We start from the raw sequence: 13,511 nt of genomic DNA, 5'->3' as shown, positions 1-13,511 counted from the left end.
CGATCAATTACCGATGCTACGCAATCGCTGCACCCACAACAACCGCGCGATTTGGGCCTCCTCTCCGGGAACTGCGCCGAGCCGGTTGTTCATGAGGTGAACGTGCTGGAACGCCGCCCGGTACGGCGAAACTCGCCGGGCCGATTCGCGGTACTCGGTCCAAAAGCGCTCGGCGTAGCGGCGCAGGGGTTTGCCGACGCGGTCGGTGGCCAGTTCGCGCGTCACGTTCTCGAACAGGCGGCCCGCTTGGCGCACGGCGGCCGGGTCGTCCGGACGGGCGGTGGCGGCCGCGGGGCGCCAGGCGACGGTGCGGGCGCCGCGGCCCGACCAGTACCACGCGTACTGGTGCAGGAAGCTGATCTGCTGGTCGGCGGGCAGGCCCTCGACGATCGCGGCCGTGTGGGCCGCGGCCTGCGTGATGCGGTGGGCGGAAGCGCGGCCGGGCAGCAGTTCCAGCGCGGTGTCGCTGCCCAGGTGCGCCACGCGCTCGGCGAACTCCACGCCGTCGGGGCCGCGGAACTTCGCCAGCTCCGGCTCGTACCAGCGCTTCACGACTTCGGTGCCGCGTTCGGCGAAGCGGCGGTCCAGGTCGGCTTCGACCACGGCGGCCGAGCAAGGCTCAGGCTGAAGCCGAACGCGCAGCTGGAGGCCCGACATGTCCATGTACTGCAGGAAAAACCAGCGCCGCAACGAGTGTTCACCGACCACCGGCCGCACCACCTCGGTCAGCAGCCGCGTCACGGACGGCAAGTCCGGGACGTACACGCGCCAGTAACGCCAGTCGGGCCGCAGCAGGGTCTCAAGCATGGGTCACCACCGTCAGGAACTCGGCCACGCGCCGGGAGCCGGCGTCGGAAACGGCCGGCAGGGCCTCCGTGAGTTCGAGCTCCTCCGCGCCGGCCAGGCCTTTCAGCGCCGTCCACGCCGCGAGCGGGTGGGCGAAGCTGAGCCACTGCGGTTTGCCCTGCGGCACCCCGCCCGCACCGAGACCGCGGACGAACACCTGCTCGGGCAACCCGTGCTCGGCCAGGAACATCCGGCCGGCGCGGAGGAAGTCCACCTCGGGTCCGCCGGCGACATCGGGCAGCGCCGACGCCGGCAGCGTCCAGCGGGCCCGGCGCAGCACCAGCCGCCCGTCGGTCACGCGCTCGCGAAACCCCGCGCCCGGCATCGGCGCCCACGGGCCCAGCGACAGCCACGGATCCGACAGCAGCTGCAGCACACGCGGCACCCCGCGCAGCAGGTGCGCGGGCACGGCGCCGAGGTAGCTCAACGCGGCGGGCCGCCCGGCGGGGTCGAGCACCTCCAACGTCCCCGTGGCCAGGTCGTGGCGCACGCGAAACCCGTCGATCGGCACGCCACCGGGCCCGGCCAAGGGCCGTTCGGCACCCCACGACAGCCACGGCGCCGAACGCACGGCCGGCCGCTGCGTGTCCGTCCAGTCGGCGTGCGCGGTCACCTGGTACACCGCGCAACCGGGGAAACGCTTCTCGTGCAACGAAGTCACGGCCGCCTCGACCCGCGCGGCCAGGCCCGGCACGCCCGCCCAGCGCGAGACGGCGCCGAGGTACCCCGGGTGCACCTGGTTGACCACCAGCTTTTCGCCCGCGACCTGCCAGAACACCGAGTGCGCCGGACGGCCGATGCTCGGCCCGGCGAGGTCGCGCACGTCGGGCTTGGGCACCGCGCAGCGGGAAAGCCACAGCATCGGGTCCAGGTCGCGCACCGCGCGGAACGCGAACTCAGCCAGGTCGGCGACGCCGCCGTTTCCGTAGTGGTGCAGGAAAAACCGGACCAGGTCGTAGTACCCGGCCCGCGGCCGCGCGGTCGCGCCAAGTAGGCCGTCGAGCCGGTCGAGCTCTCCCGCCACCCACGCGGGCGGGGCGGTCTCCGCTTCCGGGCCGTGCGCGACGGTTTCGTGCACCAGCCCGAGCCCGTCGAGCCAGCCGACGCGCGCCGGATCGCGTTCCGCCAGCACGGTTCGCAGCCGGCCGCGCAACGCGAGCACGGCGTCGGCCCGGCGCCGGCCGTCCGCGCTGCCGGCCACGACCTTCTCGGCTTCGGCCAGCGAAGGACGGCCCCACGCGGTGAAATGCCGCGGCTCGTCGAGGCGCCACGGCGGGCTCACCAGCAGCAACCCCTGGTCCACGAGCCGGCGCACGTCGTCGACGGCGCAACCCAGCTCCGCGGCCAGCTCACGCAGGCGCCGCGGCCGAGCGTCGAGGGGCACTGGCCCGGCCAGCGCGGTGACCTCGTCCTCGCGGAAGTACACGCCGTGGCGCATCAGGTGCACGGGCAGCGCGGCCAGCCACTCCGCGCCGACGAGGCGAGTGTCCACATTGGGCACCACCACCGGGTCGTCTTCCAGGGCCGCATACGCGAGCCGCGCCGCGACGCGCGAGGAGCTCACCAGCCGGCAGCCCGCGCCCGGGTCGACCGCGCCGCCGAAGTCTCCGACGCCGACGGTCGTCAACGCGCCGAACGGGCTCGGCTTCACCGTGGTCCGCACCAGGTACGACACGGCGCTGCGGCTGAGCCGGCCACCGGGTTTGCCCAGCTCGGCGCGGCCGGTCAACACCGTGACGAACTCCGGGCTCGCCAGCGCCAGCCCGGCCAGTACGTGCGGGCTGCGCAGGGCCGAAGCCACGGCGTGCTGCGCCGAAGCCAGCTCCGCGCCGAGCGCCCGCGCCGCCTTTTCCAGCAGCTCACGCTCGCGCACCAGCAGCTGGTGCCACTCACCGAGCCGGTCCGCCTCCCCCGCGGCCAGCACTTCCCGCGCGAGCCTGACGCCGGCTTCGTCGGAGCGGTCGTTGAACACGCTCCGACGAAGCCGGATCAGCCCGCGCCGCTGCTCGCGCGACAGCTCGTCGCGGCCGATCACGGCGTGCAACGCATCGCAAACCGGTTCCGCCAACGCGGTTTTGCGCGCGGCGGCGGACTCGGCCTCCTCCAGCAGGGCGACGGTCTCCGGGGCACGCAGACCGTCGAGCACGCTGGCGGGCAGGCCGCAGATCCGGGAGACGAGCAGCTCGGACACGACCTCACCGCCTCCGCGCGGCGAGAGCTTCGGCCTGCCAGCCCGGGTCGAGCTCGCCCCGCCAGTCCTGCGCGCCGTCACCGCTCACCGGGGCGGGCAGCTCGGCCGGGGCACTGCCCAGGATGAACTCGCCGACCGACGACTCCTTCAGGTAGTCCAGCCCGAACGCACTGGCCGCCGCGTCGGCGTCACCGCTGCCCAGACCGCAGCCGGCCAGGCCCATCGCGGTCGCCACCAGGTACATCGTCTGGTACAGCGCGCCGGCGTGCTTGAGCGTCACCGCGTACGCGATCGACTGGTATTTCCACGACAGCCGCTGGAACCGCGAGGTCATGGTCACCAGCACGTCGGGCACGGCCTGGCCGCCGGTCGACAGCGTCGCCACGCGCAGCAGCTCGTCACGCGCTTGCGACTCGGTGTTGATCAGCCGCAGCACGTGCTCGCCGGCGTCGTAGTGGTAGATGCCGGGCTCAAGGCCAGCGCACCGGCGGACGGTGACGTACAGCTCCAGCTCGTACCCCGCACCACCGCAGGGGTACGGCCGGCTCGAACCTTCGTACGGCATCCGCGCCTCGGGCCGCGGGCCGTAGGTGCCGCGCACGCGCGCCGTGCGGTAGAGGAACTCACCCAGCTGCTCGACGGTGATGGGATCTTCGCCGTACGTGCGGATCGACTGGCGCGCCTCGATCGTCTCCTGCAGCCCATGGTCAGCGGCGCGCACGGCGTCGAACGACGGGCGGAACAGCTCCGTGCGCGGTCCTTCCGGCGCGGGCGCCACCGCGGGCAGCGGCTCGATGTCGCCGACGTACGGGAAGCGGCCGCCGAACGCCTCGTCGGTGCGGCCGATCCGGCTGCGGCTGTGGAAGTACAGGTCGTGCACATCCCACTGGCGCAGCACGTCGTCGGAGTCGACGGGGAACTCACCGTCGGCGCCGACGTCGAGGAAGGCCGCGCCCGCCAGCGCGGCCAGCACCGGCCACCACTCGGTGTCCACTTCCGACGTCGGCCGGGCCACGGCGAGCGCCGCCACTGCGCCGGCCAGCGCCGCGTCGAGCAGCACCGCGCGGTACTTGCTCAGCGGCGACTCCACCACCAGCTCGCCGCCGCGGCGACGCAACAGGCTGAACTTGCCCAGCCGCAGCCACGCGCCGGCCAGCTCCGGCAGCTCGGGCCGCAGCCCGGTCACGCCGGTGCGCTCCAGCACGGCCACGCGCTCGCCGCGAAGCCGAAAACCCGTGGCCAGGAACGGTTCCACCTTCGTCAGCACGGTCGCGACCGGCGACTGCGGGTGCTCGGCGGCGAGCTCTTCTTCGGTGTGCAGCCCGGCGCGGACCTGCTCCAGAGCCGCCAGCATCGGGGCGCCGACGCCGCGCAGGCGGTAACCCGCGCGATCGGCCAGGCCGAGCAGGACCTGGTCGTCCTTGGTCAGCACGGCGACGTCGCGGCGGAAGGTGACGGTGTACTCGGCGGTGCGTTCGAGCGTGGTCATAGGAACATCGCAATCGGGTTGAGGTCGGCTTCGGACGGCGTTTCATCGATCCAGCCCAGTTCGCGCGGCACGTCGAAGAGCCGGCCGGGCGCGAAGCGGGGCCAGAAGTGCCGCATCCCCGGCACCAGCACACGCACCACGGGCAGGCCGATGTCCACCCGCGTCTGATCGAGCACCAGCATTTCCATCCCGCGCTCGGCGACGGCCCGCTCGGCGCGCAGCACGTCTTCGCGCACGTCGGTGCTTTGATAGCGCTCGAAGTCGGCCCGGGTGCGCCGGGCGCCTTCGGCCGGGAGCACGTACGGCTGGTTCTCCACGGTCGCGTTCCGCCACCAGTGCAGCTGGTCGGGGTCGTTGTAGGCATAGGAACCAGAACCGTCGGCCTTCATCCCGATCACCGCCGGCAGGAACTGGTTCATCTCCGACAGCGCCCGCCCGATCGCCACCTCCACGTCGAAGTGCGCGCCGAGCGCGAAGAGGATGTCCTGCGCGGGCTTGTCGCGGCGCACGGAAACCGCGGCCACGGACGGAATGCCCAGGTCGTTGGTCAGGTCCAGCACCCAGGTGTCGCGCTCCAGCTCGTCGTAGCGCTGCTGCCACTGCGCGAAGTACGGCACGTCGAACGTCGACAGGTCGATCGCCGGCCGGCGCAGGCGGTGGTACCACCACATCGCCACGGTGTCGCGTTCCACCAGCTCCATGAAGCCCTGCAGGATCGCGTCCTCGAGGCTCGTGCCCGCCGCGCAGCCGTTGGAGTTCGCGCCGGCCTGGAACGGGGTTTTCGGGTTGTGGTAAGCGAAATACAGGCCTGAGGTGGGGAACAGCTTGGTGCGCTGCTCGGTCAGCGACCACACCGGCGACCACTCGATCTCGGCCTGCGGGTCGAGATCGTCGGCGACCCAGTGGAAGTGCGACGGGCGCGAGTTCCACTCCTTGCGGTCGCGGAATTGCGCGTCGCTGTAGAGGTGCAACGCGTTGGGGTGGATCACCTCGGCCGGGTCCAGATCGGCCAGCCGAGCGGTGCGGCGAGCCTCGTCGCCGTGGAACAGCCCGGAGTAGCGCTCGATCGCCTCGCCGACCGCCGACGCCTTGGCCTGCGCGTCGCTCATCCCCTTGCCCGCACTGCAGCTGCGCAGGCCGGCGCGCAGGTCGTTGGCGTTGGCCATGGGGATCGCGAAGTTCTGGCCCGCGGTGTAGGTGTGCAGGCCCTCGACCTCCAACGGCACCTTCACAAGGTTGCTGATCGGTCCCGTGACAGGGCTGATCAGGTGCTCGTAGCGCGCCACGAACTGCTCCGGCGGGCTCGACCGGTAACCACCGTCGCTGCTCGCCATGCGCGGGCGCGGCTCGAGCTGCACGGGCGCCGCCATGCGGTCGGCCTGCAGCTCGGGCTCACCGCACAGCGGGCACTGCGGCCGGCGCTGGAACGGGTGGTGCTCCTGCGTGAGGCTGACCGTGTCGAGCGTGATGACCTCCGACTGCCACGGCGTGCCGTACTGCGCGGCCACCCCGCCCGGCGGCTGCGGCATCGCGGCCCGGCCCGCGGCGAACGCGCCGGTGAGCCACTTGCCGACGTGCAGCGCGGCGAGGCGGTGGGCCAGATCCTGCGTGACGCCGGTGCCGGTCACGGAGTTGACCAGCGCCGGGCTGTCGAGCACTCCGCGCTGGCGCAGGTAGCTCGCCAGCACGTTCTTGTTGGACAGCCGCACCCGCAGGCACTCGTAGCAGCCGGTCACGCCGGGTTCGAAGACCGGGCCGACCCAGATCATGCTGCCGACCGGCTTCACCGGCAGCCACGGCGTGCCCGCCGCGTGGAACTTCGTGCCCCACTCGGCGAGTTCGGGACGCAGGTAGTCGTCGGTGAGCACGACGGTGAAGCCGGCCGGCGCGTCGGGATCCGTGGTGACGCCGGTACCGAGCGCCGCCAGCGCCTCGGTGAACCCGGCCGCGTCGACGTCGCCGGCGGTGAGCACCCGCACGTCCGCACCGGCCAGGCGCCGCACGGCGTCGTCACCGTCCACACCGGACGCTTCCCAGTAGCCGCCCACGCGCGGGTCGACCTCGGGGTCCACCTCGACGACATACCCGCTGCGGCACAACCGGTCCAGCGCCACGTCGATGCGCGCCGGATCGGCCTCCGCCAGCGCCTGCTTGATGCTTTCGCGGCTGTGCTGCCCGTCGACCAGCAGCGGGGCCAGCTGCTCGACCAACGCACCGGCGAGGCGGGTCTGCGTGGTGCGCTCGCTCGTGAGGTACACCGCGTCGCCGGGCACGGTCAGCACCCGCAACGACCGGTTGAACCTCGTGATCCGATTGATGCTCTTCGTCATGGTTGTCCCCTCAGTCGAGCCGGCGGGCGTTGCCCACCAGCCGGGCGAAAGCCGTCGAATGGCCGGACAGCTCGGCGAACGTGCCGAGGTCGGCGATGCGTCCGTGCTCCAGCACGGCGATCCGGTCGGCCGAGCGGATGGTGGAGAGCCGGTGGGCCACCACCACCCGGGTCAGCCGGAGGTCGTCGACCGCGCGCCGTACCCGCTCCTGCGCGGCGGCGTCGAGTGCGCTCGTGGCCTCGTCGAGCAGCAGCACGGAAGGTCGTTTGGCCAGGGCGCGGGCCAGCAGCAGGCGTTGCACCTGGCCGCCGGACAAGCCGCTTTCCCCGTCGGTGACCTGCGTGTGCAGGCCCATCGGCAAGGCGTCGACGACGTCTCCGAGCTGCGCCTGCTCGGCCGCCCGCTGCGCGAGGTCGAGGTCCACCTCGTCCGCCGCGCCGCAGATGACCTCGGCCAGCGTGCCGCGCATGAGCGTCGCGTCCTGGGCGACGTACCCGATCCGCGTGCGCAGCTCGTCGACGTCGCAGGTGTTCACGTCCACGCCGTCGACCAGCACGACACCGCGCTCGGTCCGGTCGAGGCCCAGCATCAGGCGCAGCAGCGTCGACTTGCCCGCGCCCGACGCACCGATCAGCGCCACGAACTCGCCCGGCTCGATGCGCAGGGAGACGTCCGTGAGCAGGTCACGGGTCTGGCCGGGGTAGCGGAAGCTCACGTCGCACAGCTCGACCGCGCCCCGCGCGGCCGGCAGCGGGGTCGGGCGCGCCGGCGTCTCCGGCCGGGTCGTAAGCACCGGCGCGAGACGGGCGTGCACCGGGCCGATGGCGAACAGGCCGACAAGCGCGCTCTGCAGCCGGGTGGCGGTGAGGTTGAGCGTCATCGCGACCATCACCACCGTCCACTGCCCGGTGAACCCCAGGCCGGACGCCATGGGCAGCAGCACCGCGAGCAGCGCCGGGTAGCAGGCCACGGCCAGCGCACTCGCGATCTCCGCGTAGCGCAGGCCGGCGTCGTCGGATCGCTTCTGCGAGCGGAACGCCTTGCTCCAGCGACCGACCACATAGGACTGCGCGCCGAACGCCCGTACGTCGTCGATGCCGAGCATCGCGGGATACACGGCCGCCTGCACGTCGTCCACGGCGGACAGCACCTCGGTGTCGTGCCGCTGCTGGCGCACGGAAAGCCACAGCATCGCCCCGAGCACGAGCCCGAAGATCCCGACCGCCGCCACGGCCAGCCACGGGTCCAGCAGCGCCAGCAACGCGATCGCGACCAGCGCGAACACCGCGTGCAACGCCGCCGTGAGGCCGCCGCTGCCGAGCAACCCGCGCAGCTGGCCGACCCCGCCGGAGAAGCCCATCAGGCGGCGCAGCGGGTAGTCGCGGAAGAACGTCGCGGGCAGGCTCAGCAGGCGCTGCCAGATCGCCGACTCGATGCGGTCCTGGGCCCCGTCGGTCAGGGTCAGCAGCCCGCGCTCGACCACGGCGGTGGTCAGCAGCTGCAACGCGAGCAGCCCGACCAGCGCGCCGGCCAGGTACGGCAGGGCGTCGCGGTTGTCCGCGGCGATCGCGATCGCCAGCACCATCCCGGCCAGCGGCACGACGAACCCGAACACGGTCGCCAGCAACCCGACCACGGCACTCACCACGAGCCGGGCCCGCTGGCCGCGCACGGCGAAGGACAGCAGGTGCCGGCCGGTGCTGCCTTCGTGGGGCAGAACGGCTTTGCGCGGCTCCGGTACAGGCTTCTGGACAACGGTCGGCGCGGGAGCAGCGTCGTCGATCGGCTGCGGCTCGGCCGTTTCGGGCTTGGTCCGACCGGCGACGGCCTGCCGCAGCGACGCCGCCGTCGCGCCCGTTTCCTCGAACCACGAGCGGGTTTTCTCCGTGGGCACCGTCGTGGTCATCCGGCCACCTCCGCGATGTCGCGGTAGCCGCGGGAGTGGGCCAGCAGGTCGTCGTGAGTGCCGTAGACGCGCACGGCGCCGTGGTCGAGCAACACGACCGTGTCGTCGCCGCGGACCTCGGAAAGCCGGTGGGCCACGACGACCGTGGTGGTGCCGCGGGTGCGCAGAGCGGCGTCGATGCGGGCGGCCAATGCGGTTTCGACCGCGCTGGTCGCCTCGTCGAGCACGAGGACACGCGGGTTGCGGGCGAGCGCGCGGGCCAGGGCCAGCCGCTGGCGTTCGCCGCCGGAGAAGTTGCGGGCCTGCTGGCTGACCTGCGCCGCGTCGATCCCGCCGCGCAGCTCGATCGTCTCGGTGAGCTGGGCGTCGTCGAGGGCGGCGGCGATGGCGTCGTCCGGCAGCGCGGTGCCGAGTTCCAGGTTCTCGCGCACGGTGCCCTCGAAGAACGCCGGCCGCTGCGGAACGTACCCGACCAGGAACGGCCGCACCGAAGGCGGCAGATCCGCGCTGCGCCGCCCGTCGACCAGCGCGACGCCCGACCACGGCCGCACGAGCCCGGCCAGCAGCTTCGCCAGCGTCGACTTGCCGCAGCCGCTCGGGCCGACCAGCGTCATCCGGCCGCCGGGCGGCACGTCGAGATCGAGCGAAACCAGCAGCGGCTCGGTGTTGGTGTCGTAGCCGTAACGCAGACCGCGCACGGTGACGCGCCCCGGCCCGACGGCGACGGGCTCGTCCACATCGGACGGATCGGTCTCGGCGCCGGCCACGTCGTCGTAGGCGGCGAAGCTGCTGCGCAGGCCGCCGATCCGGTGCAGCCCCGTGACGAGGCCGCCGGCGTGCAGCTGCCACACGCCGGCCAGCACGGCCACGGTGATCACCTCGCCTGGCGCGACCAGCGCGGTCAGCGCAAGGCAAGCGGCGTAGCCCAAGGCATGCAACGCCGTGACGGCCAGGCCGATCCCGTGCTCACCCAGCGCCGCCCGCCGTTGCGCGGCCAGCACCTTGCGCTGCGCCGAAGACCAGCGCCCGAACGCCTGGCGTCCGCTGCCCTCGGCCTTCACCGTGTCGATGGCCGACAGCACGTTGAGCGAAAGTCCGTCGCGCGCCGACTGTTCGACCATCAACGCCGACTGCCGCTCGGTCCCGGACCGCCGCCCGAACCGCACGACCAACGCGGTCAGCAGCGTGCTCCCGGCCAGCAGCGCGGCGGCCGGCGGAGCGAGCACGGCCAGCACCGTGAGCAGACCGACGACGGCGGCCAGGCTCACCGCGACCGGCAGCACCACCGTGGTCAGCTGCTGCGCGATCGTGTCGGCGATCTGCACCCGCGCCGCGACGCCGCCGGTGAAGCGGCGGTGGAAGTAGCTGCCGGGCAACCGAAGCAGGTGCCCGACGAGTTCGGTGGAGCGCCGCAGCGAGGTGCGCAGCAAAGCGGCCGAAACCAGCCGCTGCTGCGCCCAGCCCGCGAGCGCGAGACCCACGGCCACCGCGGCCAGCCACCACGTCGCCCCGGGCCCGGCGGTCGCCGTGACCAGCGAGCGGGCCAGCAGCGCGGCCACCACGGTCAGCCCGGCCGTGACCACGCCGGCCACCACCGCACCGAGCACCACCGGCAGTCCGGCACCCAGCCAGCGCAGTGCGCGCGGCAGCACCCGCTGCGGCGCACCGCTCGGCTCGAAGCCGGCACCCGGCCGGAAACCCAGGTACAGCCCCGAAAACCGCTCGCGGAACTCGACGATCGACAGCGTGTGCCGCCCGGCCGCGGGATCGTGCAGCCGCACCTTGCCGCCGCGACCGACGCGTTCCAGCACCGCGAAGTGCCGGTTGTCCACGAAGACCACGCCGGGCGCGGCCAGCCCGCGCAGGGTGGCGACGTCGGCCTCGGCGCCGGACAGCCGGACGCGCTTGGCGCTCACCGTCAGGCCGAACTGCTGGCCGCGCCGGGCGAGTGTCGCGGCGCTGATGCCGTCGCGGCCGCCACCGCAGGCCTGCGAAAGGACCGGCCACGACAGGTACTTGCCGAACCCGGCGAGCAGGATGCCGAGGCAGGCCGCACCGCAGTCGGACTCCTCGACCTGGCGGAACTCGGCTCCGGCGCGAGACCGGTAGCGCGTGCTCACCGGGCACCGCTTTCCGCCGGCGCGGGCGCGAACGTCACCGGCAGCTCGCGCGGCGTCGGGAAAGCCAGCGACGCACGCCAGGGCAGCTCGGCCGGCGGACGGGTCGGGGTCGGCAGCCGGTCGTGCACCGCGGTCAGCAGCGACTGCGCGGTCATCGCGGCCAGCGCGCTGCCGAGGCAGTAGTAACTGCCGTGGCCGAACGCGACGTTGCCGGTCATCGGCCGGTCCCAGCGGAACTCGAGCGGCGCGTCGAACTTGCGCGGGTCGAGGTTGGCGGCGGCGAAGGCGAGGATAACGGTGTCGCCGGCCTTGAAGTCCAGCTTGCCGACGGACAGGTCGTGCGCGACCTGGCGCGACCCGAACGCGACCGGCGTGCGCAGGCGGATGGCCTCGGCGAACACGCGTTCGCCGCAGCGCGGGTCGGCGGCCAGCGCCGCGGCGACGTCGGGCTGCTCGGACAGCACGACGAGCGTGTTGGCCAGCGCGGCCGTCACGGTGTCGAGGCCGGTCATGAACAGCAGCAGCACCATGTCCACGGCTTCGTCGGCGGTGAGCTTGCCCGCCTCCTGCGCCTGGGCGAGGTGCCCGATCAGGTCTTCGGCCGGCTCGGCGCGGCGCTTGGCCAGCAGGCCGGCGACGTAGTCGCGCAGCTCGGCGAACTCGGCGGCGGTGATCGGGGTACCCGCTTCGGGGTGCGTCTCGGTGAGGAAACCGGCGGCGAGCTGGCTCATCATGCCGGTGGCCCGCGCGGTGACGAAGTCGCGGTCGGCGGGCGGCACGCCCAGCAGCACGGCGGTGACAGCGGCCGGCAGCGGCGTCGCCAGCTCGGAGACGAACTCCGCCTCACCGCGACGCAGCGGTTCGGCCAGCAGAGCGGCCACCACGTCGTCGATGCGGTCGCGCAGACCGGCCAGCCGACGGCCGGAAAACGCCCCGGTGAGCACACCGCGTAGCCGCGAGTGCTCCTCGGCCGCCCGCACCGACATGGTGCTGCCGAAGAAGCGAACAAACTGTGGGTTATCTCGGCGGACCACGTCGGTGAAGACGGGGGCCGCCATGGGGAAGCCGGGGTGGGTGCACAGGCGGGTCACCAGCTCGTAGCCGGAAATGACCCACATTCCGTCGAAGCGCACCACCGGCGCCTGTTCCACCAGCTCCGCGAAGAAATCCGGAGCCTGCATTCCGAACGGCTCCAGGCGGGCGAAGTGCCGCCACAACCGCTGGACGATTTCCGACATCCCCCAGTCCTTTCAGAACGCGTGTTTTCCCGCACCGCGTGGTCGCCGCCATTCATGAATCATTTTTCGACGGCGACCACGCGGTGTGGGTGGAATAGCTGACCTGCCTCACCTGGAATCAGGTGGCTCAGGTGGCACAGCCGTACGTGCCGAAGCACACCGGGCAGCCGATGCTGCCCGCCGTTCCGAAGCAATTGCTCGCACCGGCCTCGGTGAGCTCCTCGATCACGAGCTCCTCGACCTGCGGGGCCTGCGTGGTAACGTTCTCCATGACAACCTCCCTTCAGAGGTTCGTTTCGCCGCGGATGTCCTGGGGGATTGTCAGCTCGAGCTCGCGGTACCGACCGTGCCCGCCGAGCTCGGGCACCCCGCGGTGCCCACGCTGCCGAGGCAGAAGCTGCCGGCCTGCGCGTCGGAAAGCTGCTCGATCGTGAGCTCGGTCGTGGCCGGCTCGAAGATTTCCTCGTTCATTGCTTTTCCTCCCAACTCAGTGCGTCAGTGGTTCGGATCAGTGCGTCAGTGCGAGCTGACGGTGCCGTAGCTGCCGGCGCTCGACGGGCAGCCGAACGTGCCGGCCGACCCGACGCACCAGCCGGCGCCCGTGGCGTCGGACAGCTCTTCGACGGTCAGTTCCTCGGTGAAGTCCTGCGTTTCCTGCGTCTCCATGACCGTTTTCCTCTCAGGACCAGCTGAAGGCGGTGCCGATGCACGCCGGGCAGGTGGTGGAGCTGATGGTGCCGCCGGTGTTGGTGGTACCGGCGCCGGCGACCTCGCCGAGCTCCTCCACCGTGATGTCCTCGGCGAACGCCTGCTCGACCTGGTTGTCGAACTCGTTCATCTCGATCTCCTCAGGTTCGTGGATCAGTGGTGTGGGACTGCTCAGCCGAAGCTGGACGCCGTGCCGGCGCTGGACGGGCAGCCCGCGCTGCCGATGCAGAAGGCGGTGCCGGCCGCGGTGGTTTCCACCAGCTCCTCGACCTGCAGCTCCTCCACCGCGTCCACGGCGGTCGTGTTTTCCTGCATTCCCTTCACCTCCCTTCAGAAGGTTGAAAGCGAATGGAATTCACGCCTCGGGTTTGCAGGTGACCGTGCCTTGATTCCAGCCGTTGAAGCTGTACCGGTACAGGTATTCCCCGCCGTCGACACCGACGTAATCCCATTTCGCCAGCTCGAAGCCGACGTACGCGTACTGCGTGCTGGGCACGCATCTCGGGGGCGCCGGGACACTGGCCTCAGCAGCGGAAACACCGGATAAAACGGACACAACGACTAACGCGGCAACCAAAACAGTTCTCATCACGCAAGCCCCCCCAGGCTTTTGATTCCCCAGTTTCGTGCTATTCGCTCTGAGCGATTCGCACAGGGGGAACGCTAAACCCAACTCGGTAGGC

General features: G+C 71.9%; 13 protein-coding genes. All 13 read right to left on the bottom strand.

The genetic code is table 11. The features are described from left to right. Positions 1 to 3: 3 nt before the first annotated feature. Positions 4 to 807, bottom strand: coding sequence for a thiopeptide-type bacteriocin biosynthesis protein (locus AB0878_RS38840; protein ID WP_366586021.1), 804 nt, complete (start codon positions 805 to 807; stop codon positions 4 to 6). Beyond that, the gene (locus AB0878_RS38835) at positions 800 to 3,037 is read right to left on the bottom strand and encodes a hypothetical protein (RefSeq protein WP_366586019.1); all 2,238 of its coding nucleotides are present in this window, start codon (positions 3,035 to 3,037) and stop codon (positions 800 to 802) included. Before AB0878_RS38835 ends, AB0878_RS38840 begins: the two co-directional genes overlap by 8 nt. A gap of 4 nt (positions 3,038 to 3,041) precedes the next feature. After that, positions 3,042 to 4,526 (bottom strand): SagB family peptide dehydrogenase, encoded by a 1,485-nt coding sequence (locus tag AB0878_RS38830; protein ID WP_366586017.1) that lies wholly within the window; start codon positions 4,524 to 4,526, stop codon positions 3,042 to 3,044. Further along, the gene (locus AB0878_RS38825; RefSeq protein WP_366586015.1) at positions 4,523 to 6,856 is read right to left on the bottom strand and encodes a TOMM precursor leader peptide-binding protein; all 2,334 of its coding nucleotides are present in this window, start codon (positions 6,854 to 6,856) and stop codon (positions 4,523 to 4,525) included. Before AB0878_RS38825 ends, AB0878_RS38830 begins: the two co-directional genes overlap by 4 nt. Positions 6,857 to 6,866: 10 nt before the next feature. Beyond that, positions 6,867 to 8,762, bottom strand: coding sequence for an ATP-binding cassette domain-containing protein (locus tag AB0878_RS38820; protein WP_366586013.1), 1,896 nt, complete (start codon positions 8,760 to 8,762; stop codon positions 6,867 to 6,869). Next, complete coding sequence (locus tag AB0878_RS38815; RefSeq protein WP_366586011.1) at positions 8,759 to 10,882, bottom strand: ATP-binding cassette domain-containing protein; 2,124 nt, start codon at positions 10,880 to 10,882, stop codon at positions 8,759 to 8,761. Before AB0878_RS38815 ends, AB0878_RS38820 begins: the two co-directional genes overlap by 4 nt. After that, the gene (locus AB0878_RS38810) at positions 10,879 to 12,120 is read right to left on the bottom strand and encodes a cytochrome P450 (protein WP_366586009.1); all 1,242 of its coding nucleotides are present in this window, start codon (positions 12,118 to 12,120) and stop codon (positions 10,879 to 10,881) included. The genes AB0878_RS38815 and AB0878_RS38810 overlap by 4 nt, the downstream gene beginning before the upstream one ends. A 127-nt stretch (positions 12,121 to 12,247) precedes the next feature. Continuing rightward, positions 12,248 to 12,391, bottom strand: a complete 144-nt coding sequence (locus AB0878_RS38805; protein ID WP_158688140.1) for a hypothetical protein — start codon at positions 12,389 to 12,391, stop codon at positions 12,248 to 12,250. Positions 12,392 to 12,441: 50 nt separating this feature from the next. Next, entirely contained in the window at positions 12,442 to 12,591 is a 150-nt protein-coding gene (locus AB0878_RS38800) for a thiocillin family RiPP (protein ID WP_220245459.1), read from the bottom strand. Between the two features lie 45 nt (positions 12,592 to 12,636). Further along, positions 12,637 to 12,786: a thiocillin family RiPP gene (locus AB0878_RS38795; protein WP_220245458.1), complete on the bottom strand. Its 150-nt coding sequence runs from the start codon at positions 12,784 to 12,786 to the stop codon at positions 12,637 to 12,639. Between the two features lie 13 nt (positions 12,787 to 12,799). Further along, positions 12,800 to 12,958 carry a RiPP peptide gene (locus tag AB0878_RS38790; RefSeq protein ID WP_285971290.1) on the bottom strand — a complete coding sequence of 53 codons (159 nt, stop codon included), beginning with the start codon at positions 12,956 to 12,958 and terminating at the stop codon, positions 12,800 to 12,802. A 41-nt stretch (positions 12,959 to 12,999) separates the two neighbouring features. Continuing rightward, complete coding sequence (locus tag AB0878_RS38785) at positions 13,000 to 13,143, bottom strand: thiocillin family RiPP (protein ID WP_220245456.1); 144 nt, start codon at positions 13,141 to 13,143, stop codon at positions 13,000 to 13,002. 40 nt (positions 13,144 to 13,183) lie between these two features. Next, positions 13,184 to 13,324, bottom strand: a complete 141-nt coding sequence (locus AB0878_RS38780) for a hypothetical protein (RefSeq protein WP_366586005.1) — start codon at positions 13,322 to 13,324, stop codon at positions 13,184 to 13,186. Positions 13,325 to 13,511: the final 187 nt, after the last annotated feature.

Origin of the sequence: Amycolatopsis sp. NPDC047767 (assembly GCF_040704195.1) — a bacterium.
Lineage (GTDB): Bacteria > Actinomycetota > Actinomycetes > Mycobacteriales > Pseudonocardiaceae > Amycolatopsis.
This window is presented reverse-complemented; position numbering and strand designations above follow the sequence as displayed.